This is a genomic window from Rhodococcus ruber (assembly GCF_016804345.1).
Classification (GTDB): Bacteria; Actinomycetota; Actinomycetes; order Mycobacteriales; family Mycobacteriaceae; genus Rhodococcus; species Rhodococcus ruber.
Window position 1 is genome coordinate 795,102 of the sequence record NZ_CP044211.1, and the last position, 23,861, is coordinate 818,962.

The 23,861-nt window shown below is 70.8% G+C and carries 23 protein-coding genes, 1 tRNA gene, 1 other RNA gene and 1 pseudogene; 13 read left to right on the forward strand and 13 right to left on the reverse strand.

Going from position 1 to position 23,861, the window contains the following annotated elements; genetic code table 11:
• Nucleotides 1–11 precede the first annotated feature (11 nt).
• On the reverse strand, nt 12–569 hold the full coding sequence (locus F1734_RS03680) for a TIGR03086 family metal-binding protein (protein WP_010594884.1): 558 nt from the start codon (nt 567–569) through the stop codon (nt 12–14).
• Nucleotides 570–686: 117 nt separating this feature from the next.
• Here F1734_RS03680 and F1734_RS03685 point away from each other — a divergent pair, with 117 nt between their 5' ends.
• Nucleotides 687–1,844: an RNA-guided endonuclease InsQ/TnpB family protein gene (locus F1734_RS03685; RefSeq protein ID WP_203011367.1), complete on the forward strand. Its 1,158-nt coding sequence runs from the start codon at nt 687–689 to the stop codon at nt 1,842–1,844.
• A gap of 34 nt (nt 1,845–1,878) precedes the next feature.
• On the opposite strand, the gene F1734_RS03690 is transcribed toward F1734_RS03685, so the two are convergent.
• Together F1734_RS03690 and F1734_RS03695 are read right to left on the reverse strand one after the other, a co-directional pair.
• Nucleotides 1,879–2,691, reverse strand: coding sequence for a helix-turn-helix domain-containing protein (locus tag F1734_RS03690; protein WP_172603542.1), 813 nt, complete (start codon nt 2,689–2,691; stop codon nt 1,879–1,881).
• Nucleotides 2,692–2,751: 60 nt separating this feature from the next.
• On the reverse strand, nt 2,752–3,402 hold the full coding sequence (locus F1734_RS03695; protein ID WP_010594887.1) for a YoaK family protein: 651 nt from the start codon (nt 3,400–3,402) through the stop codon (nt 2,752–2,754).
• Between the two features lie 134 nt (nt 3,403–3,536).
• Between F1734_RS03695 and F1734_RS03700 the strand changes: the two genes are divergently transcribed.
• Nucleotides 3,537–4,556 (forward strand): GmrSD restriction endonuclease domain-containing protein, encoded by a 1,020-nt coding sequence (locus tag F1734_RS03700; RefSeq protein ID WP_040273573.1) that lies wholly within the window; start codon nt 3,537–3,539, stop codon nt 4,554–4,556.
• Nucleotides 4,557–4,696: 140 nt separating this feature from the next.
• Here F1734_RS03700 and F1734_RS03705 read toward each other — a convergent pair.
• Nucleotides 4,697–4,784, reverse strand: a tRNA-Ser gene (locus F1734_RS03705).
• A gap of 117 nt (nt 4,785–4,901) precedes the next feature.
• Here F1734_RS03705 and ffs point away from each other — a divergent pair.
• Together ffs and F1734_RS03715 are read left to right on the forward strand one after the other, a co-directional pair.
• An RNA gene (ffs, locus tag F1734_RS03710) (signal recognition particle sRNA small type) lies at nt 4,902–4,996 on the forward strand.
• A 49-nt stretch (nt 4,997–5,045) separates the two neighbouring features.
• Complete coding sequence (locus F1734_RS03715; RefSeq protein WP_026138147.1) at nt 5,046–6,335, forward strand: aspartate aminotransferase type Ic; 1,290 nt, start codon at nt 5,046–5,048, stop codon at nt 6,333–6,335.
• Between the two features lie 124 nt (nt 6,336–6,459).
• Here the strand turns inward: F1734_RS03715 and F1734_RS03720 are convergent, their stop codons facing one another.
• Together F1734_RS03720 and F1734_RS03725 are read right to left on the reverse strand one after the other, a co-directional pair.
• Nucleotides 6,460–7,923, reverse strand: a complete 1,464-nt coding sequence (locus F1734_RS03720; RefSeq protein WP_237211598.1) for an alpha/beta fold hydrolase — start codon at nt 7,921–7,923, stop codon at nt 6,460–6,462.
• Between the two features lie 87 nt (nt 7,924–8,010).
• The gene (locus F1734_RS03725) at nt 8,011–8,178 is read right to left on the reverse strand and encodes a hypothetical protein (protein ID WP_157180003.1); all 168 of its coding nucleotides are present in this window, start codon (nt 8,176–8,178) and stop codon (nt 8,011–8,013) included.
• 264 nt (nt 8,179–8,442) lie between these two features.
• On the opposite strand from F1734_RS03725, the gene F1734_RS03730 reads away from it, so the two are divergent.
• From F1734_RS03730 to F1734_RS03740, 3 genes are all read left to right on the forward strand, one after another.
• The gene (locus tag F1734_RS03730; RefSeq protein WP_010594892.1) at nt 8,443–8,895 is read left to right on the forward strand and encodes a DUF6098 family protein; all 453 of its coding nucleotides are present in this window, start codon (nt 8,443–8,445) and stop codon (nt 8,893–8,895) included.
• Between the two features lie 188 nt (nt 8,896–9,083).
• A complete protein-coding gene (locus F1734_RS03735) occupies nt 9,084–9,785 on the forward strand; it encodes a ZIP family metal transporter (protein ID WP_010594893.1) in 702 nt (233 codons plus the stop codon).
• Between the two features lie 50 nt (nt 9,786–9,835).
• Complete coding sequence (locus tag F1734_RS03740) at nt 9,836–10,411, forward strand: HhH-GPD-type base excision DNA repair protein (RefSeq protein WP_010594894.1); 576 nt, start codon at nt 9,836–9,838, stop codon at nt 10,409–10,411.
• Nucleotides 10,412–10,451: 40 nt separating this feature from the next.
• Here the strand turns inward: F1734_RS03740 and F1734_RS03745 are convergent, their stop codons facing one another.
• The 4 genes from F1734_RS03745 to F1734_RS03760 form a co-directional block, all read right to left on the reverse strand.
• Nucleotides 10,452–10,631: a hypothetical protein gene (locus tag F1734_RS03745; protein WP_017682363.1), complete on the reverse strand. Its 180-nt coding sequence runs from the start codon at nt 10,629–10,631 to the stop codon at nt 10,452–10,454.
• Nucleotides 10,632–10,848: 217 nt separating this feature from the next.
• Entirely contained in the window at nt 10,849–11,127 is a 279-nt protein-coding gene (locus F1734_RS03750) for a GlsB/YeaQ/YmgE family stress response membrane protein (RefSeq protein ID WP_203011368.1), read from the reverse strand.
• A 151-nt stretch (nt 11,128–11,278) separates the two neighbouring features.
• Nucleotides 11,279–11,554, reverse strand: coding sequence for a DUF4193 family protein (locus tag F1734_RS03755; protein ID WP_010594896.1), 276 nt, complete (start codon nt 11,552–11,554; stop codon nt 11,279–11,281).
• Nucleotides 11,555–11,738: 184 nt separating this feature from the next.
• A complete protein-coding gene (locus tag F1734_RS03760; RefSeq protein ID WP_203011782.1) occupies nt 11,739–12,860 on the reverse strand; it encodes a beta-mannosidase in 1,122 nt (373 codons plus the stop codon).
• A gap of 306 nt (nt 12,861–13,166) precedes the next feature.
• Here F1734_RS03760 and F1734_RS03765 point away from each other — a divergent pair, with 306 nt between their 5' ends.
• Together F1734_RS03765 and F1734_RS26485 are read left to right on the forward strand one after the other, a co-directional pair.
• The gene (locus F1734_RS03765; RefSeq protein ID WP_203011369.1) at nt 13,167–13,496 is read left to right on the forward strand and encodes a hypothetical protein; all 330 of its coding nucleotides are present in this window, start codon (nt 13,167–13,169) and stop codon (nt 13,494–13,496) included.
• A gap of 151 nt (nt 13,497–13,647) precedes the next feature.
• Nucleotides 13,648–13,983: pseudogene (locus F1734_RS26485) on the forward strand (YciI family protein); the annotation flags it as partial.
• Between the two features lie 102 nt (nt 13,984–14,085).
• Here F1734_RS26485 and F1734_RS03775 read toward each other — a convergent pair.
• A complete protein-coding gene (locus tag F1734_RS03775; RefSeq protein ID WP_203011370.1) occupies nt 14,086–14,880 on the reverse strand; it encodes an SDR family NAD(P)-dependent oxidoreductase in 795 nt (264 codons plus the stop codon).
• Nucleotides 14,881–14,954: 74 nt separating this feature from the next.
• Between F1734_RS03775 and F1734_RS03780 the strand changes: the two genes are divergently transcribed.
• From F1734_RS03780 to F1734_RS03790, 3 genes are all read left to right on the forward strand, one after another.
• Nucleotides 14,955–17,195: a DNA polymerase III subunit gamma and tau gene (locus F1734_RS03780; protein WP_203011371.1), complete on the forward strand. Its 2,241-nt coding sequence runs from the start codon at nt 14,955–14,957 to the stop codon at nt 17,193–17,195.
• A gap of 156 nt (nt 17,196–17,351) precedes the next feature.
• Nucleotides 17,352–18,767, forward strand: coding sequence for an amidase (locus F1734_RS03785; RefSeq protein WP_040273584.1), 1,416 nt, complete (start codon nt 17,352–17,354; stop codon nt 18,765–18,767).
• Nucleotides 18,768–18,859: 92 nt separating this feature from the next.
• On the forward strand, nt 18,860–19,573 hold the full coding sequence (locus F1734_RS03790; protein WP_010594903.1) for a response regulator transcription factor: 714 nt from the start codon (nt 18,860–18,862) through the stop codon (nt 19,571–19,573).
• A gap of 38 nt (nt 19,574–19,611) precedes the next feature.
• Here the strand turns inward: F1734_RS03790 and F1734_RS03795 are convergent, their stop codons facing one another.
• On the reverse strand, nt 19,612–20,367 hold the full coding sequence (locus F1734_RS03795) for an IclR family transcriptional regulator (RefSeq protein WP_099528216.1): 756 nt from the start codon (nt 20,365–20,367) through the stop codon (nt 19,612–19,614).
• Nucleotides 20,364–21,785 carry an APC family permease gene (locus F1734_RS03800; RefSeq protein WP_238424096.1) on the reverse strand — a complete coding sequence of 474 codons (1,422 nt, stop codon included), beginning with the start codon at nt 21,783–21,785 and terminating at the stop codon, nt 20,364–20,366. The genes F1734_RS03795 and F1734_RS03800 overlap by 4 nt, the downstream gene beginning before the upstream one ends.
• A 446-nt stretch (nt 21,786–22,231) precedes the next feature.
• Between F1734_RS03800 and F1734_RS03805 the strand changes: the two genes are divergently transcribed.
• Nucleotides 22,232–23,737: an aldehyde dehydrogenase family protein gene (locus tag F1734_RS03805; RefSeq protein ID WP_048773622.1), complete on the forward strand. Its 1,506-nt coding sequence runs from the start codon at nt 22,232–22,234 to the stop codon at nt 23,735–23,737.
• Nucleotides 23,738–23,861 lie beyond the last annotated feature (124 nt).

Sequence of the window (23,861 nt, forward strand, 5' to 3'; positions counted from 1 at the left end):
GTTACCGCCGATCAGGCGCGACGCCCCAGGTGCGCGAGCACCCGGGTCTGCCGGTCGGCGTCCGCGGGCACCTCGACGGCCGGTCCGCAGACTCCCTCCATCCGGATCGAGTCACCCAGGGCCTGCGCCGTCGCCTCCACGAAGTCGAGGTCCTCGTCGTCGACGGTGTCGTCCAGGCCGGCGGCGCGGGCGAGGTCCCAGGCGTGCACCACGAGGTCGAAGTTGTAGAACCGCGCGACGGTCGCGGCGAGGGTGGTGCGGCCGAAGTGGCCGTCGTACTCGAGGCCGGCGCGCCACGGATCGTCGAGGATCGTCTGCATGCCGTCGCGGGTGGCGGCCCAGGCTCCGGCCGGGTCGGTGTCCGGCGACGGGCCGGCGGGCAGTTCCAGGCCGACGACGGGGACGATCTGCCGTTGCGTGTCGACGACGTGCCGCAGCACGTCGCGGGCGGACCAGCCCGCGCAGGGCGACGGCGCGTCCCATCGGTCGGCGGGCACGGCCTCGACGCGTGCGGTGAACTTCGCCGCGAGTTCGCGGTAGTGACGGGCGGGGGAGAGGGTCTCGGTCATCTGGTGTTCGGCGCGGATACTGCCTCGTTGACGAGGGAGCGCAAGCGCCGTCCTCCTTTCTCGGTGTCGGGGTGGTGTCGGGCACACGTGTCGGTGGGTGCGGCTACCGTGCCGGGCATGGGGGGCGAGGTGGTGCGCTACAACTACCGGTTGCGGCCGGGTCGCCTCGCCGAACGTGCCCTGCTCGACGAGTGGCATCGGTGCCGGTTCCTGTGGAACGAAGCGGTCCACCAACAGAAATCCGGTGCGAGACCCACCTTCGGGAAGCTGAGCAGACTGCTCACCCGGGCGCGGCAGCAGTCGTCGTGGCTGCGGGCCGGATCCCAGGTGGCCCAGCAGCAGACGCTGCGGACCTACGCCCGCGCCCTGGACGACTCGTTCCGGATCACCGGGCGGGGCCGGCCGCGGTGCAAGGCCCGCAAGAAGGCGTTGCCGACGCTCGAGTACACCCGCCGCGGCTTCACCCTGCGCGAGGGCCGGTTGGTGCTCGCCAAGGGGGTCAGTGTCCCGGTGGTGTGGTCGCGGGAGCTGCCGTCCGAGCCGTCGAGTGTGCGCATCACCCGGGATCCGCTGGGGCACTGGTACGCCTCGTTCGTCGTCACCCGCGATGCCGAACCGGTGCCCGCGGCCCCCGAGGGTTCGGCGATCGGTGTCGACTGGGGCGTGAGCAGGACCGCGACCACCACCGACGAACGGTTCGATCTGCCGCACCGGCAGCACCGCAGCCGCTGCGCGGCGGAGCTGGCGAAGGCGCAACGCACGATGACCCGTCGCCGCCGGGGAAGAGGCCGAACCCCGTCGAACGGCTACCGGCGGGCCCGTAAGCGGGCGGCGAAGATCCAGCAGAAGGCCGCGGCGCGGACCCGGCACGAGGCGCGGGTGTGGGCGCGGCGGGTGGTCGCCCAGCATGCGGTGATCGCGGGGGAGGATTTCCGGCCGCGGTTCCTGGCCAAGTCCACGATGGCGCGCAAGGCCGCGGACGCGGCGATCGCCGCGACCAAGCGAGAACTCGTCGAGCGGGGCAGGCGGGCCGGCCGGAAGGTGGTGCTGGTGCGGCCCGCGTACACGAGCATGACGTGTTCGGGGTGTTTCGCGAGAGCCAAGCAGCCCCTCGGACTCGCGGAACGGATCTTCCGGTGCCCGGCGTGCGGCTACAGCGCATGCCGGGATCGGAACGCTGCCGGAGTGGTTCTGGCTGTGGCGGAGCGCGGCCACACCGGTGTCGACGACGTCAGACAAGCGGATCACCTCCTCGGTGGTGCGGTTGCGGTCTGAGCCGGGAATCTCCAGCCTTCAGGCAGGAGAGGCGTTAAGCCACGGATTCTTCCGCCCCGCGGTCGCCGAGGGATTGGATACTTCGGACATCGAGGGCCGAGCCCGGGCCGTGCCACCGCGGCGCCTCCCCGGCGAGCAGGGCGGTGGGCGTCAGGGTGGAGATCCTGCGCGTCTCCCGGTTCAGGTGCGACTGGTCGCTGTAGCCGGCGGCCGCGGCGAGCTCGGCCAGGCCGCGCGCGGGTGCGGCGTCGGCCAGGGCCATGAACCGCTGCAGGCGCAGGATCGATCGCAACGTGGCCGGGCCGTACCCGAACGCCTCGTTGCAGCGGCGCTGCAGCTGACGTTCGGTGAGCGCGGCGGTCTCGGCGAGCGCGCCGACGCTCCACGAGTGTCCGGAGAGCGCCTGCCGGAGATGCCCGATCAGCGGGTCGGGGGCAAGGCCGTGCGCGAGCCAGCGCCGCACCGCGGATTGGAACACCTCGAGCCGTTCGGGGGCGGTCCGGGCGTTGTCGAGCCGGTCGGCGAGTGGTCGGGCCCCTGCCGAGCCGATCAGGTCGTCCAACCCGACGCGGGTATCGCGGAGTTGCGCGGCCGACGCGCGCAGGGCGAACGAGGCGAGACCGGGGCGGAACCGCACCCCGGCGGAGACGATGCCGGGCGGCAGGGTGAACGACCACGCGGACGTTTCCGGGCCGCACACGCGGATGCCGACGCCGGCGATCCACAGGACGTCGACGCATCCGTCCGGCACGAGGAGGTGACTCTGCCCGTCGGAGACCGCCGACCACACGCACACCACGTGCTCGGCGAGGTCCGCGCTGGGAGCGCTCGGCACATACCACCTCATGGCCCACGAGCGTAGGCGCCGGCACCGACAACCGCTGCCCGCCTGGGGAACCGGACTCCGCTACGGCCGGTACGGCAGGTGCCGCACCGCGAGGGTGAGCGCGACGGCGGCCGCGGTGGCGATCCACAGGGCGTGCAGTCCGAGCATCCGATGCGCCGCGGCGCCGCCGACGGCGCCGGTCACCAGTCCCAGCCACAGACCCAGGTACGGCAGCCAGGTCCAGCGGGGTCCGCCGAACATCGCGGCGGCGAGCCGCTGCCCGATCTTGACGAGCGCCCCGGTCATGTACGTCAGGGCCACGCTCACCTCACCGTCGCGCTGGAACACCGAGTTCTCCGCACCCATGGCGAGGGTCATCGCCACCACCGCGACGGGCGTCCAGCCCGCGGTGTGGGCGAGCGCCCCGAGCAGCAGGAGCGCGGAGACCGTGGCGAGCACGGCGGTCTTGCGGGCGCGACGGCTGCGGTCGGACAGTTGCGCGACCACCCCACCGAGGACGACGCCGACGAGGAACAGGCCGATGACCCCGGCGGTGAGCGCGGCGGGACCCCAGGTGCCCTCGGCCAGGCCGACGCTCAGCCGGGTGGAGTTCCCGCTCATGAACGACACGAACACGCCGCCGAGGGTGATGAACCCGAGGGCGTCGACGAACCCGGCGAGGCCCGACAGTGCGACGGCGAGGGCCGTGAGTTGTCTGCCGTATCCGACCACGGACGAATCGTAATCAATCCGTGCTGTTACCTCTGGTAACGAAAGGGATGTCCGGTGCGACCTCCCGGAGACACCCTTTCGTTCCCCCGCGGAGGGTGCTGCCGTGCCGCATCCCGCCCCCAGGAGTACCCAGCGTGTTCGCCTCACCGTCCCGCCAGTCCCCGCATCACCGCACACAGGGATGGAGCGCCGGACTCGCTGCGGCGGCCCTGCTGCTGACCGGATGCGCCACGGCGACCGACATCGGCACCCGGACCCACGCGCCCACCGTCGCCGCGACCCCGACGACCACCCCCGCACCGGCCCCTGCGACGCCGCCGACCCCCGTCCCTGCCGACGTGTCCGCCACGCCGGCGCTGGCCACGCTCGCGACCCTGCCGATCAAGGGCCGAGCACCCAAGACCGGCTACGACCGTGAGCTCTTCGGACCGGCGTGGAGCGACGACGTCGACGTCGACGGCGGCCACAACGGGTGCGACACCCGCAACGACATCCTGCGGCGCGACCTGGTCGACATCACCTACAAGACCGCCACCCGGGACTGCGTCGTCCTCTTCGGCACCCTCCACGACGCCTACACGGGCACGACCATCGACTTCCGTCGCGGCCAGGACACCTCCGCCGACGTGCAGATCGATCATGTCGTCGCACTGTCCGACGCGTGGCAGAAGGGCGCCCAGCAGCTCGACGAACAGACCCGCGCGAACTTCGCCAACGATCCCCGCAACCTGCAGGCCGTCGACGGTGCCGCCAACCAGCAGAAGGGCGACGGCGACGCCGCGACCTGGCTGCCCCCGAACCGGTCGTACCGGTGCACGTACGTCGCGCGCCAGATCGAGGTCAAGGCCCTCTACGGGTTGTGGGTGACCCAGGCCGAGCACGACGCGATGGTCCGTGTCCTCACCGGGTGCGGTGCCGCCGCCCCTGCCACGACCCCGGTCCCGGAACCCGCGCCTGCCACGAACCCGGTCCCCGCGCCTGCCACGACCCCGGTCCCGGAACCCGTCCCGTCGGTGGCTCCGGAGCCGGCTCCGGCCGTGGTGTACCGCAACTGCGCCGAGGCGCGGGCCGCCGGCGCGGCGCCGCTGTACGCCGGTCAGCCCGGGTACAGCGAGAACATGGACGGTGACGGCGACGGCGTCGCCTGCGAGTGAGCTGTGGTGGACAGCCGCGCCTCGTTCAGTCGTACGCACCCGCAATTGCGGCAGCGGATGACTGTCGACCGCGCGACTGCGTGCCCGACGAACGACAACGGCCCGTGACCAGTGTTTCCACTGGTCACGGGCCGTTGCCGTGGCGGAGGATAGGGGATTTGAACCCCTGAGGGCGTTAACCCAACCCGCGTTCCAGGCGAGCGCCATAGGCCACTAGGCGAATCCTCCGTGGGGAAGCATACCGAATACGACCTGGTAGATGCCAAACGGGGAGGTCGCCGCAGGTTTCGGAGGGGTGCGACGGGGTCGATTCACGGTCGCGGGCGATGTGTGTCTACACTGGCCGATGGATCCCGCGCGGCGCGCATCCTGTGAACTCCCCCAGGGCCGGAAGGCAGCAAGGGTCAACGGGCTCTGCCGGGTGCGCGGGGTCCCCTAGCTTCCGATGCCGATGCCCGTGCCGTTGGGCGCGGTGAAAGGTCCTTCCGCATGCCTACCCAAACCCAGATTGGGTTGATGAGCCATGAGGAACTCGTCGCAGAGCACGAGCGCCAGTCCCACAACTACGCGCGACTCGAAGCCGAGAAGCTGACGCTGGACCTGACTCGCGGCAAGCCCTCCCCCGAGCAGCTCGACCTCTCCGCGGAGTTGCTGTCGCTGCCCGGGGTCGACGACTACCGCGACGCGTCCGGCACCGACTGCCGCAACTACGGCGGCCTGCGCGGACTGCCCGAACTGCGCGCCATCTTCGGGGAGCTCCTGAACATCCCCACCGAGAACCTGATCGCCGGCAACAACGCAAGCCTCGAGATCATGCACGACCTGATCGTGGCGTCGCTGCTGCACGGCACGGTGGATTCGCCGCGCCCGTGGTCCCAGGAGCCCGTCGTCCGGTTCCTGTGCCCCGCGCCCGGCTACGACCGGCACTTCGCGATCACCGAGTCGTACGGGATCGAGATGATTCCGGTGCCCATGCGCGACGACGGACCGGACATGGCGAAGGTCGCCGCGCTCGTCGGCTCGGACCCGCAGATCAAGGGCATGTGGGCGGTCCCCACCTACTCGAATCCGACCGGTGTCGTGTTCTCCGAGCGCGTCGCCCGCGAACTGGCGTCGATGCCGACGGCCGCCCCGGACTTCCGGATCTTCTGGGACAACGCGTACGCCGTGCATCCCCTGGTCGAGGAACCGGCTCCCGCCCTGGACATCCTGGGCATGGCGGCCGAGGCCGGTCATCCGAACCGCGTGTTCGTCCTCGCCTCGACATCCAAGATCACCTTTGCGGGCGCCGGCGTCAGCTTCTTCGGCAGCTCGGCCGAGAACCTGGCGTGGTACGAGAAGTTCCTCGGTATCAAGACCATCGGCCCGGACAAGGTGAACCAGCTGCGTCACCTCCGCTTCTTCGGTGACGCCGACGGGGTGCGGGCACACATGGCCAAGCACCGCGAACTGCTCGCGCCGAAGTTCGCGCTCGTGCTGAAGATTCTCGAGGACCGGCTCGGGTCGTCGAAGGTAGCGTCCTGGACCGAGCCGAAGGGCGGCTACTTCATCAGCCTCGACGTGGTGGAGGGCACCGCCAAGCGGGTCATCTCCCTCGCGAAGAACGCAGGGATCGCGCTGACCGCGGCGGGCTCGGCGTTCCCGTACAAGAACGACCCCGACGACAAGAACATCCGGCTCGCTCCGAGCTTCCCGTCGCTGGACGAGCTCGCCACCGCCATGGACGGCGTCGCGACGTGTGTGCTCCTCGCGGCGACCGAGAAGGCCCTCGGGAAGTAGTCGGCGAGCAGTTCCGTCCCTCGGCCCGGTCGTCACACGACGGCCGGGGCCGAGCGTATCCCCCACCTGTGGACAACTCTGTGGACAAGCCGTGGACAACCGGTGGAGAACCGGCCGCCCGTCGTCACCGGCCGGACGTCCTCGGGATCACGTCGTCTCGAAGCAGCTGCTCCACGGCGTCGGCCTGCTCGAATGCGACCGCATGGGCAGCGTCGTCGAACGTGATCAGTCTCTTCTCCGGCGCGTCGAGCAGGGTGAACCATTCCAGGAGCAGTTCCCGGCGCCCGTCGAGTTCGGCCGCCCCGTCGAGGATGTACACCGGCACCTCGAGCCGGGTCGCATCCCGCCGGAAGTCGATGTCCTGGATCTGCGGATACATCACGGTGAAGGTGTCGATCAGCCCCCGCAGCACGTTCGCCTTGTCTATCAGCGAGTACTCGGTGCCGAGAATCCCGAAGCCGTCCAGGCCGCTCGCCTCGCCCCGCGCGCGATACCCCGCCGCCGGCTCGTACGGATCGTAGAGGTGGTCGTAGGCAGCGAGTATCTGCGCGTTCGCCCACGGGATGTCCGCATACGGCGGCTCCCCGATCTCCTGCAGGGTCGCCGCGAGGTCCGTGTCACCGGTCCGGGTCGCGTACTCCTGCAGATCGCGGTAGATCCGGCGGTCCGTCTCCCGGACGTTCACCATCTGTCCGCTGCCGAGGTACGCGGCGAACAGGTCGGGGCGCTGCTGCACGGTGCGGACACCGAGGATCGTGCCCCACGACTCACCCATGAGATAGATCCGGTCCTCGTCGAAGCGGTCCCGGAGATACTCGGCGACCTCGACGGTATCGGCGACGACCCGCTCGAGGGTGGTCTCGTCGGTCGGGAACAGCGCGCCGTAGGATTTGCCGTTGCCGCGCTGGTCGTAGGTTGCGAACACGACGTCGTCCACCCACGGCTCCGCCAGGGCGCGTGCCAGCGCCATGTCGGACTGGCCGGGGCCGCCCGACAGGTACAGCAGCACAGGCCTCCCGGGATCCGCGGCGCGGATCATCAGCGCGTGGTCGTCGCCGCCCAGCGACACGGTCTCGAGAGCCGCCACTCCCACCGGCTGCCCGTCGGGCCCGAGCACGGCAGGTGTGGAGGCCGGCCGGACGATCAGGGCTGCCAGTACGAGCGTCAGCACGCCGAGGACCGAGGTGAGCACGAGTCCTCGACGGGGTCCGGGTGGGGTCCCGGCGCGCCGTCGGGTGAGCGCGACCCCGAGGCGGGCACCGACCAGCATCGGCAGCACCAGCAGGATCGCGTGCAGGCCTCGGCTCACCGTCAGCGCCAGCACGCCGTAGATCGAGTCGAGCCGCACGTCGTCGATCGTCGGTACCGACACGTCCAGCCGGACGATCTCCAGTGCAATGCCGTAGGCGAGGACGAGCGGAACCACCATCCAGGCCGAGCGCCCGGCCCAGCCGCCGACCGCACCGAGCAGCAGGCCGGACGTCATCACCGCAAGCGCGTGGACCGTCGTGACCGGCCCCACGGGGAGCGTCGCCGCGGTGACCGCGCCTGCCACGGCCGCCGTGACGAGCACGAGCGCGATCCTCACGCCCGAACCGGCCTGGACCATCCGCCCCCCTTCCGAGTGCGCGCCGGCCGCGCGGCCGAACACCGCACCACTACGGTCGAACCCGTGTCACATTCGGTCCGAGGCCGCCGCGTCCTCGACGTACCGGTCGATCTGTTCGCGCCAGAACTCCCGGACGCTCTCCGCGGAATTTCCCGCACCGATCGCGTGTGCGACGAGGTCCCGGACGTCTTCGAGAACGCGCGTGTACTCCGATTCTTCGCCGTGGAGTGGCATATCCGAACGATACTCCGGCACGCCGTCGCGGACGGCGCGCTTCTCGCCCGCATGCCCGCTCGTGCGATCCACCGCGGATCGCGTTGCGTGGGTCGGACCAGGATTCGGGAGTATCGTGCGGGTCAGCGGGTGTCCTGCGACGCTCGCGCCGGAACCGTCGACGAAGGGAGCCGTCGTGGGCACCGGTGAGCCGATCCGACGACGGCGGTCCTCGCCTCGCCCGGTGCCGGACCCGAGCTGACGGCCGGACGAGACGCGTCGACGATGCTGCGCGAGGAGATGTATCCCGATCCCGACGACATGCAGGTGATCACCGGTCTCGACCAGCTCGCTGCGCTCGTCGCCGGGAATCCGCTCCTTTACCTGCGTTTTTCCCGGGGGCCGGCGGCGGACGCTGCGGACGGTCCCACGCGCGATCGGGCGGCCAACCTCACCCTGCCGGGGTGGTCCGTCCTTCCCGTTGCCCCGGAACCGTGGTGGCGGCGTCCTGTCGAGGACTGGGTTGCGCGTCGGATCCACCGGTACGCCGCCGGCGACGAGACCGACGGGCGTTTCCTGTGGTTGCTCGAGGGCACGATGGTCGGCCGTGGCCTCGACCAGGAGCCGTTGGTGATCGACATCCGCCCGCACGCCCGGTTGAGCCCGAAGGTGCTGGGGGAGGCGGAAAGACGTTACCGCGAGCGTTTCGAGGTGGAGCCGGGTTCCAGGCAGTGGTGAGGCGGCGGCCGCTCGCTCTGCCGCCGCGACAGGACGCTACCGGGCGCCGGTGCGCAGGTCGCTACGCGCCGGTGTCGAGGACGTCGACCCCGGGACGGCTGCGGCGCCCTGGGTGACCGCCGTCGCGGACGGAAGTGTTCGGTATTGGCATGCAACATCTCTCGTTGCTGCAGTCGTAGAGTGATCCGGTGCTGACCGCCCTCTGGTACGGACTGGGAACTGCGGTGCCCCTGTTCGCCGGTGCCCTCGTCGGGCTCCGGTACGACCTACCCCGACCTCTGCTCGCGGCGCTGATGGCCTTCGGTGCAGGCGCCATGGTCGCCGCGGTGTCCACCGAACTGTTCGCGCCCGCCTTCGCGGACCAGGGCCTGTGGTCCGCCGGCGGTGCGCTGTTGCTCGGGGCCTCGGTGTACGTCGTCGCCGATCGGCTGATCGAGCGCAGGCTCGGCACCGCTGCCCTGGGGTGGGCCCTGATGCTCGGGGCATTGCTCGACGGGATCCCCGAGAACGCCGCCCTGGGGGTGACGCTCGCCGGCGCCGGCGCCGGCGGCGGTGGACTGGTGCTGCTGGTGGCCGTCGCGGTCGGCAACCTGCCGGAGGCCGTGGCCGGTGCCGCGTCGATGCGCTCGAACTTCGATCGGCGGAAAGCCGTGCTCATCTGGGGTATCACGGCGACACTGCTGGTGCTCGTGGTGGTGCTCGCGACGGCGTACGCCGACTCGCTGCCCCCCGCCGGCATCTCACTCGTCCAGGCCTTCGCCGGCGGCGCGACGATCGCGGTCATCTCCGACTCACTGATGCCGGAGGCATATCGGGAGGGTGGCTGGTGGGTCGGAATCTCCACGGCCCTCGGCTTCCTGGTGGCGTTCGCGTTGGGCGGCCAGGGCTGATCGTCGCGCCGTTCGCTCGCCGGACTCCCGTGGATGCGAGGATCGTGAGCATGGCACCGACCTTGAACCTCGTAGGTGATGCCGACGCCGATGCGTTGCTCGCCGCCGACCCGCTCGCCCTGCTCATCGGGATGCTCCTCGATCAGCAGGTGCCGATGGAGACCGCGTTCGCGGGACCGAAGAAGCTCGCCGACCGCCTCGGCGGTCTGGACGTGCACCGGATCGCCGAGGCCGATCCGGACGAGTTCGCCGCGATCTGCTCCGGGCCGCCGGCCGTGCACCGGTTCCCCGGATCGATGGCCAAGCGGATCCAGGCGCTGTGCGCCGAGATCGCGGACCGCTACGACGGTGACGCGGCGGCCCTGTGGACGAGTGGCGACCCCGACGGCAGGGAGGTGCTGAAGCGCCTGAAGGCCCTGCCCGGCTACGGCGACCAGAAGGCCCGGATCTTCCTCGCCCTGCTGGGAAAGCAGATCGGGGTGCGACCCGAGGGCTGGCGGGAGGCTGCGGGGGAGTACGGCGAGGACGGGTCACGGCGGTCCATCGCCGACGTCGTCGATGCACAGACCCTGCAGGAGGTCCGGGAGTTCAAGAAGGCGTTGAAGGCAGCCGCCGGGAAGAAGTGAGCCTGCACGGCGCGGATCGGCGAGTCCGTCGGCCGGCGGCTCAGGTCTTCTTCCGGGGCGACCGGCGTCGCTTCGGGGCCTGCGGGGGCTCCGGGACGTCGGCCGGACGCCCGGTCAGCGCCTCCACGACGGCGGCGAGGTCCTCCTGGGACAGCTCGTGGGTCTCCTGGGTGCGGCTCCCGGAAGCAGAGCGCGCCTTCGTTGCTGCGGTGTCGTCCATCGGTGTCCCTCTCGTCGCTCGCCGGTGGTTCCGGGATGACCCCCACGCTCACCGCACGCGCCATCCACCCGGTCAGCATGCCGGAAAGGTCCCCTTTTCGCAGCGGGCGACGCCCGACACGCCCGGCGAGGATCCGGCTCGCGCAGCGCGGCGGCCTCCCGTGCCCCGGAACGGGGTGACGGGAGGCCGCCGCGTGTGTGGTGACTGAACTGCGAGACTACCGGCGGGTGACCGGGCGGCGACCGGTGACGGCCTTGACCACGAACAGCAGGATCACCGCACCGAGGAGGCAGGTGAGGAAGCTGAAGATCAGTCCGCCGCCTTCGACGTCGCGGCCGAGGAGCTTGAGCAGGAAGCCACCGAGCAGGCCGCCGATGACACCCACGACGATGTTCAGCAGGATCCCCTGCTGCTCGTCGGTCTTCATGATCTTGCTGCCGATCCAGCCGGCGAGGCCGCCGATGATGATCCACCCGATGATTCCGAGTCCGAGCACGCTCCACTTCCCTTCGTTCGGGGACCCTTCCGGTCCCCTCCGGTCTTCACCCGCCGCTGCCGGCGTGGTCACGACTACTGTTACCCCGGACGGTCGAGAACTACACCTCGGCGGAAAACCGTTCTCGTTCCGCCCTTTCGATCGAGATCCGTCAGCTGCAGTCCCGGCAGCGCGTCGTGCCGTCGTCGGACCGTGCGAGCCGGCTGTGGTGATGGACGAGGAAGCAGCTGTCGCAGACGAACTCGTCGCTGCGCCGCGGCACGACCGGGGCGGTGAGCTCCTCGCCGGACAGGTCGGCGCCGGGGAGTTCGAAGAACTCGGCGATGTCGCCGTCGTCCGGCTCCACCGTCTCGCTCACCGCCGGGAGCGTGGGGGTGGTCAGCTCGTCCGTGTCGAGCTCTTTACGGGTGTCGTAGTCGAGTGTCATGACCCCTCCTGTGCTGGCCGCGATTACTTGTCGGTGTCACCTTCCGGCGGGTGCCGGTGGGGGCGACGCCGGGCCGTGATCGCCCTCCTTTACCCGGGCCGGCGCGATGCCAAACCACGTCCGCCGGAAACCGTGAGCCGGGAAGACCCGCCCGGCCGTGCGGGTGCCGTCGCGCGGTGGCCGGTCAGCCGGTGGCCGGGGTCGACTCGGCGGAGTCCCCGGTGGTTCCGAACTGTTCGATCACGCCCCACAATTCGTCGTCGGGGCCGACGTCGTACGTGCAGGCGTCCGGGCGGGGGTCGGGCACGAACGCCCAGATGAGCGCCCCGGCGGTGCCGGCCGCCTTCTGTCCCGCGATCTTGGTGGCGATGTGCTCGGCGCGGTCGGCCGTGGTGCCGCACCGGCCCGCCAGCTCGCCGATCTCCGCCACCAGGAGTGGTTTGCCGATCTGCCGGGCCTGGGTGATGCGGCGTGCCAGACCGTTCCACTGGTCGCCCGGAAGGGGGACCGCGTCGGCGCCGTAGTCGTGGTACTGGACGACGTCCACCCACGGCGACGAGCCGACCGTCGCGTACTCGTCGCCCTGGGTGCCGCACTGCCCGCCGCCGGTGAACCCCGCGGTGATCAGGGTGCGCGGATCGAGGGCGCGGACCTGGGCCCCCGCGACGTCGAAGAACCCGCGCAGGACGGCCGCCGCGTCCGGCGGGCACCGCCGCAGCCACCACGAGCACTCGGCATCGGTGCACACGCTGGTCTCGGGTTCGCCGACGAGTTCCCAGGCGGCCAGAGCGGGGGAGTCCTTCCATCGCGTCACCGCCGTCGTCACCCAGTCCCGGAAGCTCAGGACTTCGCGCTCGTGATCGACCGGCTCCGTCCATCCGTCCAGATACCACTGCCGGTCCTTGAACACCTCGTCCTCGCACGCGCCGTCCTGGGCGGCGAGGACCGGGATCACGAGTTGGCCGTGGGCCTCGGCCGCGGCGAACACGGCATCGAGCGGGCCGAAATCGAGCTCGCCGGTGAACCGGTCGACGGCCAGAGCCTGGAACGCGTTGAAGCGGGTGAGCGAATGTGGCGGCAGGGCGCCGAAGTAGGCGTCCAGATCGACCATGGCGCCGCAGCCCCAGTTCACCGCCCAGTTCGTGCCCAGCTGGTAGGCGTTGAAGCCGGTCGGCCACCAGGGCTGCCCGTCGAGTCGCAGCCCCGTGCCGTCGGTGGTGACCCGCGCGCCCGGATCCGGATCGGCGGTGGCGGTACCGGTGGTGCCCATCGCCACGGCGAGGATCGCCAGGGCCGCCGCCCACACCTTCGCCGTCCTCCCCGCGCGCATGAAGGAACTGTACTGGCGCGGAGCCGGATCGGTGAGACGAGCGATCGGAGTCGGCAGCGTTAGCACTCGGCGTCGGCGAGTGCTAATCTGTGCTGCGTAGCAGCCGGGCCGAGGGGTGAGGTCGATACGAGATGTCGTGTGCCGTATCCGTCCCCTCGCGCCGAGCGCCGGTTACCGCGCCGTCGCGGATCTCGGAATTCTTGTCCTGCAGAAGATTCCGTACGGCTCCGCCCTCGCGTGCTGCATTCCGTTCCGCCATCTCCGACGAGGATTCGAAAGACCATGTCCGTCCTGCAGACTCCCTTCCGCTCCGGACCACACCGTTCCCGATTCGACTTCCCCGCCCTGTCGCGGCTGCGTGAGACAGTCGAGGACAACGGAGCCGATCTGGCCCTGATGCTCGGCGCCCTCTCGATCGTGACCTTCTGGACGTTCGGCTTCGGCATTCTGCTCGGTGCGACCGCCCTCGGGACCGGCATCGCCGCCACCCGGCGGCCCGCCGTGTTCACCGACGAAGCGAAGTCCCTCGATGCGCTCGTCGGGATGCTCGCCGGCATCTTCGGAATCCTTGCGGGCGTGGTGTTCCTCAGCTGGGCGCTGCCCCATCTCTGACACCTGCCACGACGGGGGCGAGTCGATCGCGTGCTCGGCGCCGGCGGTGCGGGAGCCGGACGCCCGTCGGGGGCGGGCGAGCGAGTCTCGTGCGCAGCGTGCCCGCATCGGCGAGGACGGGTCCGAGCCCGGGGAAGAAGGAGCCGACGCGATGACGAAGTACCTGATCTCGTTCCCGAGTGGCGCCATGGTCGTTCCCGACGGGGAAATGCAGGCAGTGTCGGATGCGGCGCACGCGGTGGTGGAGGAGGCGAAGGACGCCGGCGTCTGGGTGTTCGGCGGTGGAATCGACGAGAGCGTTCCGCCGGTCCTCGTCGAAGGGGACGGCAAAGTGACCGCCGGCACGTACCCGCAGACCGAGCAGCTCGCAGGCGGCTTCACGGTACTGGAGTTGCCCTCCCGGGAGGCCGCGCTGGAATGGGCCGCGAAGTTCGCGATCGCCTGCCGGTGCGCGCAGGAGGTGCGCGCGTTCGGGTACGACCCCGCCGGCTCCCGGGGAGTGGCGCGGCATCGCGATGCTCTCCCGCACCTACCGTGCCGCGATCCGCCTCGCTGCGACCCCGATCTAGACCGGCTCGATCGGCACGGCCTACCGGGGCGCGGACGCCGGCTTGGCCATGAATCGGTGGAGGAAGGCCTTCACCGAATCCGGCATCACCGCCGCCGTGAGCGCCATGGTCTTGGACATGGGCGAGCTGGCCACCACCTTCCGCTTGCCCCCGCGCATCGCCTCGTAGCCCTTGCGGGCGACCTTGGCCGGGTCGTCCTTCGGGCCGCGAGCGATCGGCGCGTCCGCCATCTCGGCCTTGCGGAAGAACGGGGTGTCGGTCGCCCCCGGCATCAGCGCGGTGACGGTGACCCCCGTCCCGCGCAGTTCCTCGTGCAGTCCCCCGGTGAACGACTGCAGGAACGACTTGGAGGCGTTGTAGACCACCTGGTAGGGCCCGGGCATCTCCGAGACCACCGACGAGGTGATCAGTACGCGGCCGGCGCCCCGCGCGGTCATCCCGCCGAGAACGTACTTGGCCAGGTGCACGGTCGAACGCACGTTGACGTCCACCACCTCGAGCTGGTCGTCGAGGCCGGTGTCGACGAACAGGCCACCCTGCCCGGTGCCGGCGTCGAGCGCCGCGGCGGCCAGCGGCCGGCCCGTGGCGGTCACGGCGGCGCACACCTCCTCCACGCCCGCCGCCGTCCGTAGGTCGGCGCGCACCGGAATCGTGGCGGCGCCGGTGGCGGCGAGTGTGCGGGTGGCGTCGTCGAGGGCATCGGAGTGGGCCACCAGGATGAGGTCGTAGCCGTCCCGGGCGAACAGTCGGGCGAGTTCCAGGCCGATTCCGCTCGACGCTCCGGTCACCAGGGCCAACGGTCGTGTTTCGGTCATGGCCGTCGGATACCCGCATCGCTTCGTCGCAACCACGCGGCCGGTCTGTCGGTCGGCGCCGGTAGTCTCGGCGCGTGGCCCTCTACCGTAAGTACCGACCGGCGACCTTTGCCGAGGTGGTGGGTCAGGAGCACGTCACCGAGCCCCTGAGCATCGCCCTCGACGCCGGTCGCATCAATCACGCGTATCTGTTCTCGGGCCCCCGCGGCTGCGGCAAGACCTCCTCGGCCCGGATCCTGGCGCGCTCGCTGAACTGCGCGGAGGGTCCGACGTCGGCGCCGTGCGGGACGTGCCGGTCCTGCGTGGCGCTCGGTCCCGGCGGTGGCGGCAACCTCGATGTCATCGAACTCGACGCCGCGAGCCACGGCGGCGTCGACGACACCCGCGAACTGCGCGACCGCGCCTTCTACGCGCCGGCCGAGTCGCGGTACCGCATCTTCATCGTCGACGAGGCCCACATGGTCACCACGCAGGGCTTCAACGCCCTGCTCAAGATCGTCGAGGAGCCACCGGAGCACCTGATCTTCGTGTTCGCCACGACCGAACCGGAGAAGGTGCTGCCGACGATCCGCTCGCGCACCCACCACTATCCGTTCCGCTTGCTGCCGCCCCCGGTCATGCGCGGGCTGCTCGAGAAGATCTGCACGCAGGAGAACGTGCCGGTCGAGGATGCCGTCTACCCGCTGGTGATCCGTGCGGGCGGGGGCTCGCCGCGCGACTCGCTGTCCGTGATGGACCAGCTCCTCGCCGGCGCCGGCGAGGAGGGCGTGACCTACAGCCGGGCACTCGCGCTGCTCGGGGTCACCGACGTCGCCCTCATCGACGAGGCCGTGGACGCCCTCGCCGCCGGCGACGGGGCGGGACTGTTCGGAACCGTCGAGAAGGTGATGGACGCCGGCCACGACCCACGACGGTTCGCGGTCGACCTGCTCGAGCGGCTCCGTGACCTCATCCTGATGCGGTCGGTGCCCGACGCCGCCGAGCGCGGTCTCGTCGACGCGCCCGGTGACGTGCTCGAGCGGATGCGGGAGGAAGCCGACCGGATCGGTCCCGCCACCCTGACCCGGTACGCGGAGATCGTGCACTCCGGCCTCGGCGAGATGCGCGGGGCCACGGCGCCGCGCCTGCTTCTCGAGGTGATGTGCGCGCGGATGCTGCTGCCGGCCGCGTCCGATTCGGAATCGGCTGTCCTGCAACGTCTCGAGCGTCTCGAAAGCGGGATCGCGGCAGCGCCGCCGGGCGCCGTTCCGCCGGGCACTGCGCCGCCGAGCGTCGCGCCGCGGGCCGTCCCGCCGGTCCCGGCCGCGCCCGCGCCGATCGCGCCCGACGAGCCGGCCGCCAGGTTCCAGCGTCCCTCCCAGCGGCGGGCAGCACCGGCCGCACCCGTCGTCGAGCCCGCACCCGTCGTCGAGCCCGCACCCGTCGTCGAGCCCGCACCCGTCGTCGAGCCCGCACCCGTCGTCGAGCCCGCGGCCGAGCCGGTCCCGGCGCCACCGTCGGAAACACCGTCGGTTGCCGCCGCGCCGGCACGTGAACCGGAGCCGGCACCACGGCCCGTCGTACGGGAGCCCGTGCGGGAACCGGAGCCTGCGCCTCGCCCCGTCGTGCGGGAACCGGAACCGACCGAGCCGGAACCCGGACCGCAGCCCGCGCCGGCGCCCGCCGCGGCCGCCGGACCCGACGCCGCCGCCGTCCGCGCGGTGTGGTCCGAGGTCCGCAGCAAGGTCCGCGAGCGCAGCCGCACCGTCGAGGTCATGCTGTCCGGTGCCACGGTCCGCAGCGTGGACGCGGGCCGCATCGTCCTCGGCCACGATTCCGCTCCGCTGGTCAAACGGCTCGTCGAACCGCGCAACGCCGCGGTGATCGCGGACGCCCTGCGGGCGGTGTTCGGGGTGGACTTCGAGGTGACCTGCGTCCAGGGCGCTGCGACACCCCCCACCGCTGCGAAACCGGCCGCGGCCCAGTCGGCGTCGCGCCCCTCCGGTCAGCCGCGGTTCTCCCGGCCCAGCCAGGCGCGGCAGGCCCAGCCCGCCCCGCAGCCGGGCGGGGCGTCTCCGGCCGCCACCCCCGCTCCGCCGCGTCCCGAGGCCGACGACATCCCACCGCCCGAGGCGCCGGACTACCCGGACGACCCCGGCCCCGAGCCCGGCTACGAGCCTCCGCGGATCAGCCCCGCCGACGTCACCGCCGAGGACGAGGAGGAGATGTTCGCCGAGGCCGCCACCCCGGTCGACCCGTCGACGCGGCGCGAACCGGAGGACGTGGCGATCGAGTTGCTGCAGGACATCCTGGGAGCGAAGAAGATCAGCGAATGATCGTGTCCCGGTCCGTCGCCGCACCGACGCCGCGGCGTCCGGGACGGTAGGGCGCACCGGCCGGTCCGAAAGATCGGTAAGTTGACCGATTGTCGGCGGGATCGCCGGATTCCTATGGTCGAGCCACCTCGACCGGACCGAATCACGGAGACGACCATGACCGACAATCTTTCCTGGCTCACTGCAACCGAACTCGCGGACGATGTTCGCCGAGGACAGATCAGCGCGAGCGAAGTCGCGGAGCACTTCGTGGGGCGTGTGGAGAGCGTCAACCCGACGATCAACGCAATCGTCGACTTCGATCGCGAACAGGTCCTGTCCGACGCGCGCGCCCTGGACGAGAAGCTCGGCGGCGGCGAATCCGTCGGCCCCCTGCACGGAGTGCCCTTCACGATCAAGGACCTGACGGCCGTGGCGGGGCGGCCCCTGACGTTCGGCATGGTGCCCATGAAGGACAGCATCGCCGACCACGACGCGGTGATCGTCCGGCGGCTGAAGGCCGCCGGCGGTCTCTACCTGGGCAAGACCAACACGCCGGAGAGCGGCTACTACGGCGGCACGGACAACCACCTGTTCGGCCCCACCCACAACCCGTGGAAGCGCGGATACAGCGCGGGAGGTTCCAGCGGCGGCGCTGCCGCCGCCGTCGCGGCCGGCCTCGGCCCGCTGGCCGAAGGCAGCGACGGAGCGGGATCGGTCCGCATTCCCGCGTCGCTGTGCGGCGTGGTCGGCCTCAAGCCCTCGACCGGACGGGTGCCGCAGACCATCCTGGCCGGTCGCTTCTACCACTGGGCCTACCACGGTCCGATCACCCGCACGGTCGAGGACAACGCCCTCATGCTCGGTGTCGTTGCCGGCCCGGACGAATCCGATCCGCTCAGTCTGCCGGCCTCGGACACCGACTACGTCGCCGAAACGAGGAAGGACATCGCCGGGTGGCGCATCGCCTGGTCCCCTGACCTGGGCTTCGCGACGGTCGATCCGGAGGTGGCGGCGATCTGCGCGGAGGCCGTCCGGGTGTTCGAGGACCTCGGAGCCCGGGTCGAGGAGGCGACCCCCGCCTGGGGAGACCCGGAAGAAGCGATGTGGCACGGCATCTGGGTTCCCGGCTTCGCGGCCGAACACGACATGCTCGACTGGGACGAGTGGCAGGGCCAGGTGGACGACAATCTCGTCGAACTGATGCGTGAGGGAGAGCGTCTCACGGGTGTCGACGTCGGGCGGGCAGACCTGTTCCGTGGCCGGATGTGGGATACGTTCTCGGCGTTCATGCAGAACTACGACCTGCTGGTCTCGCCCACCTTGTGTGAAGCGGCCCATCCGCTGGGGCAGTTCGCTCCCGACCGGCTGGCGGGGGCGTCGCTGCGCTCGCAACTGCTCGGCTGGCTGATGACCTACCCGTACAACATGCTGAGCACCCCGGCCGTCACCGTCCCTGCCGGATTCACCTCGGACGGACGTCCGGTCGGCCTGCAGATCGCGGGACGGCTGCACGCCGACGCCGCGGTCCTGCGCGCAGCGGCGAACTTCGAACGCGCTCGCCCCTGGGCGGATCGGGTCCCGGAACTGTGACGGGGCGGGCGAGCGCCCGCGGGAACCGGAACGTATCTGTCCGATAACAGGATTCGGCTCCGCTGGACACGGGATTCGACTATCGTCGAGCGATGGTCGTACCCGTGTTCAGTGGACTGGTCTCGGTGTTGCTGGGAGAGAACGCCGTCGATCGCATGACCGGGCTCACCCGGTACATGACGGATCAGCTCGGGTGCGCGGCGGCTGCCGTGACCCGCGTCGCCGGCGGCCGGCATGCGGTGGTCGCCAGCCGTGGATACGACGACCGCACCCTGGACTACCTGGTCACCGACTTCGTCGACAGGGATCCGGGCATGCAGGCGGTTCGGGCCGAGCCCTCCGCGGTGCTGACCTGGCGCGACATCCCGTCGTATCGCGAGACCTACTCGGTGCGCGAAGTGTTCGCTCCCGCCGGATTCTCCGAAGGCACCTCTATCGTCCTGACGTCGCCCACCGGGGTCGCAGTGGGAGCGCTGCACGTCAGTGTGACACGTGATTCGGTGCCCACCGGGGTCAAGACGACGCTGAGCGACGCCCGGGAGTACGCCGCCTGGTCGGTGGACACGCTGACGCGGCAGGAAGCGGTCGCCCTCACGCCACGGGAACACGAGGTTCTCGAACTCGTGATCGCCGGCCTGTCCAACCGTGAGATCGCGCAGCAGATGCAGCTCTCGCGCAGCACGGTCAACACTCATGTGGAGCACCTGCTGCGAAAACTGAATGCCCCCAACCGGGTCGGCGCGGTGGTCCGGGCGGTTCGGCTCGGCCTGGTGTCGAACCGGGATGCGTGGGCCCAGTCCACGTAGCAGTCCGTTCCGAGCCGGGGCGGGCTCGTCGCGCCCCCTCAGGTGAGCAGGGGCGCGAGTTGCCGCGCGTGCTCGCGGAGCGACTCGAGATGACGCGTCAGCAGATGCTGGTGGTCGATGCTGCCGGACAGGACCAGACCCGCGACCAGGGTGCCGGCGGCGGACCGGACGGGGACGGCGAGGCACGCGCAGTCGTCGCGCAGTTCGCCGAGCTGGGTGGCGAAGCCCCGGTCGCGGATCTCCGCGAGGTGACGGAGCAGGTCGCTGCGCACGACGATCGTGCGACCGGTGAGGGCGCGGAGGTCCCACCGGGGGAGGACGGCGTCGAGGTCGTTCTTCTCGGCGAGCAGGAGCTTGCCGACGGCGCTCGCATGGAGATACCGCGTGAGGACAGCCTCGTCCGTGCGGGGCGGATATTCGGGGTCGGCGTCGGCGAGGCGGAGCGTCGTGTCGGTGTAGTAGTACAGGTGGACGCCGAAGCGGACGGTCAGCCGAAGCTCGGTCAGCAGGGTGCGGGCGGCCGTGCAGACCGTCGGGACGACGGCCGCGTCGACGAGTACGCCGATCTTGCGCCCCAGAGCGAAGCCGGACAGATCGGGCAGCCGGACGACGTAGCCCTCCCCGGCGAGCAGGTTCAGGAGCCGATAGGTCGTCGCCGGCGGCAGGGACAGGTGCGCTGCGATGTCCTTGGCGGTGACGCCGGGGCCCGCCCGGGCCACCTCCTCGAGGACGCGCAGGGCGCTGATCACGGCCTTCGGCTGACGCCCCGACAGGGTTCCGTCGACGGGGCTCACCGCCGCACCTGCCACGGGCGGTGCCGGCCGAGCAGATCGTCGGCCACGGTCTCGTCGTAGACGCCTATCCGATCCGCGACGCCCGGGTCCCGACGCACCCGCACCGCGAGCAGCACACCCCCGAGGAGCATCAGGACCGCGTACACGGCGGTCATCGCGCCCGCCACGTAGAGCCTCGACGCGGCAGCCCACACGATCAGCGCCACCAGGCAGGCCGCGGTGAGCACGCCGACGATCAGCGGCATACGGGTCAGCTCGCCGATCCGGTGCAGGAATGCGGGCGTAGCGACACAGACGAGGATGTAGGCGAGGACGTACCCGTGCGCCGAGAGGGCCAGCAACCCGATCAGGACGTCCCGGGTCGAGCCCGTCGCGATCAGAAACACCACGGGCACGACCACGACGACAGGCATCGCGACGATCAGGGCGACGTGCGGCGTGCGGAACCGGGCGTGGGCCCGGCCGACGATCGCCGGGGCGACACCCTCCCGGCCCATCGCGAACAGCGTGCGCGACAGCGCGGTGGTGGAACCCATGACGCATGCGAACCACGACGCGGTGATCCCGAGTTCCATCACGACCGCCAGCACCGCCGAGCCACTGCCGGCGGTGTCCGGGAGGGTGAGCACGATCCGCAGGGAGCCGACACCTTCCCTCGCGGACTCGGGCGACTGCATCGCTGCGGCGAACACGTAGAGCGCCGCGAGCACGATCGGCGTCCACCGGATCGCGCGCGGCACGCTGATCAGCGGGTGGTGGGCCTCGCGGGCCACCGTTCCGGCGCTCTCGAAACCGACGAACGAGGTGATCGCCAGCAGCAGCGCGAAACCGATCGCGGAATCCGAACCGGTCGCTCTCGGAGCCGAGGGGGACGCGCCGTCCCGGACAGCCACGACGAACGCGATCACCAGGACGACCGAGGCGGCGACGATGGCGAATGCCTCGACCCCCAGCATGATCCGGGCGGAGAGCTGGACGCCGCGCACCATCAGCAGCAGTGCGACCACCCCGACGATTCCGGCGAGCACCGCGCTCGTCGGCGCTCCGGCGGACAACCCGACCCGTTCGAGCAACGACGCCAGATAGCTCGCCGCACCCACCGTGCTGGCCATGGCGGCGGCCGCGTAGCCGATCAGCAGCGACCATCCCCCGGCGAAGCCGACGCGGGGACCGAGCCCCTTCACCGTGTAGCTGTACAGGCCGCTGACCGCGACCATGCGGGCGGCGAACTGTCCGATGCAGTAGCCGACGGCCGCCATCAGGACCGCCGCCGTGACGAACACCGGGATCGCGGCGCGCCCGGCTTCGGGGATGACGAGAGCCGGCAGGGTGACCATCACCGCCGAGGGGGCGACGGCCGAGACGGACTGGGCCAGTACCTCGACGAACGTCAGGCGTCCGCGCTCGAGGCCCGCCACCGGCGAAGTCCCTCTGATCTGTGGTGTACCGGACACCTTGCACCTGCTTCCACACTTGCCAGGGGACGTCGAGCGTCGGCCGCCGGACGATCCCGTGGGGTGCACGGTAGCGCAGGCACGCAGCGCGCTGCACCGATCGCACATCAATTTTCGGTCACTCGAATGAGAATGCCGGGCCCGCCGGACGTGCGCTCGCGCGGGACCGGCCGCACGCGCACGACCGTCACCTGGGGCGCCGACGAGAAGTCGAACGAGAATCGGGAAACGGTCTGGGCCCCAGCCGAATGAGAATCGGACAGCCCGCAATTTCCATCCGGAATCGGGGGTGACTCCCGCCACATCGTGTGGTTATCGTGGGTTCGGGTCACAGCGCCGGAAGCCGGCGAATCGGAATCGAAACCACTGTGCCCGAGTCTTTTTCATCTTTCCTCAGAGTCGGAGACATCATGACTGCAGTTGCGCAATCCGCCACCGCTCTGCTTCCGGAGGTGGCCGAGTTCCTCTCGTCGCCGAAGCAGATGCTGATCGGCGGCCGGTGGGTGGAGTCGGCGACGGGCCGGCGGTTCGACACGGTCGATCCCGCGACGGGGCAGGTGCTGACCACGGTGCCGCACGGCAGCGCCGAGGACGTCGACCGCGCCGTGGCCGCCGCCCGCCGGGCATTCGAGGAGGGGCCGTGGCGCCGCCTGACCCCGGCCGAGCGCCAGCGCGTCCTGTGGCGGATCGGCGAGGGCATCCTGGCCCGGGCGGACCAGTTCGCCCAGCTCGAGTCCCTGGACAACGGCAAATCGGTGGTCGTCGCGAAGGCGGTCGACGTCACCTGGGCGGCCGAGATCTTCTTCTACTACGCCGGCTGGGCGACCAAGATCGAGGGACGCACCGTCCCGGTGTCGGTTCCGTGGGCCCCGGGTGCTCGTTTCCACGCGTTCACCAGCCGCGAGCCGGTGGGTGTGTGCGCCCAGATCGTGCCGTGGAACTTCCCGCTGGTGATGGCCGCCTTCAAGCTCGCCCCCGCGCTGGCGTGTGCGAACACTCTGGTGCTCAAGCCCGCGGAGCAGACCCCGCTCACCGCGCTGCTGCTCGCCGAGGTCGCCACCGAGGCCGGGGTGCCCGACGGCGTCGTCAACGTGGTCACCGGCTTCGGGGACGCGGGTGCGGCCCTGTCGGCCCACGACGACGTCGACAAGGTCGCCTTCACCGGCTCGACCGAGGTCGGCAAGAAGATCGTGAGTGCCGCCGCCGGGAACCTGAAGAAGGTCTCGCTCGAACTCGGTGGCAAGAGCCCGCAGGTCGTCTTCTCGGACGCCGACCTCGAGGCCGCGATCCCGGGCGTGGCGAGTGGCTTCCTGTTCAACCACGGGCAGGCGTGCACCGCCGGTACGCGGCTGTTGGTGGAGGACCGAATCTTCGACGAATTCACGCAGGGCGTAGCCGAATTCGCGAAGTCGCAGAAGATCGGTCCGGGACTCGATCCGACGAGTGACATCGGGCCGCTGATCTCGGCGGAACAACTCGGCAAGGTCACCGGCTACATCGACGCCGGACTCGAGGACGGAGCGCGTGCCCTGTCCGGAGGAAAGCGCCACGGCGACAGCGGCTTCTACGTCGAGCCGACGCTGCTGGTCGACGTGCGCAGCGACTTCGGCGTGTACCGGGAGGAGATCTTCGGCCCGGTCGCCGTCGCCGTGCCCTTCAACCGGGAGGAGGGGGTTCGCGCCGCCGCCAACGACACCCCCTACGGTCTCGCGGCGAGCGTCTGGACGCGGGACGTCTCCCGGGCGCACGAGGTCGCCGCCGAGATCAAGGCGGGCACGGTCTGGATCAACTGCCACAACGCGTTCGACACCGCACTGCCCTTCGGGGGCTACAAGCAGTCGGGCTGGGGGCGGGAACTCGGTGAGGGAGCCCTGGCGGAGTACACCCAGACCAAGTCGGTCAACATCGCACTCTGACCGGCCGGGGCGGTGCCCGGCGCCGGACGGGCACCGCCGCCCGTACTGCCGGCCGAACGAGAACCCGGCACCGAGGCGTTCTCGTTTGCCGTCGACGAACCGTGACGCCGCGGTGACTGCACCG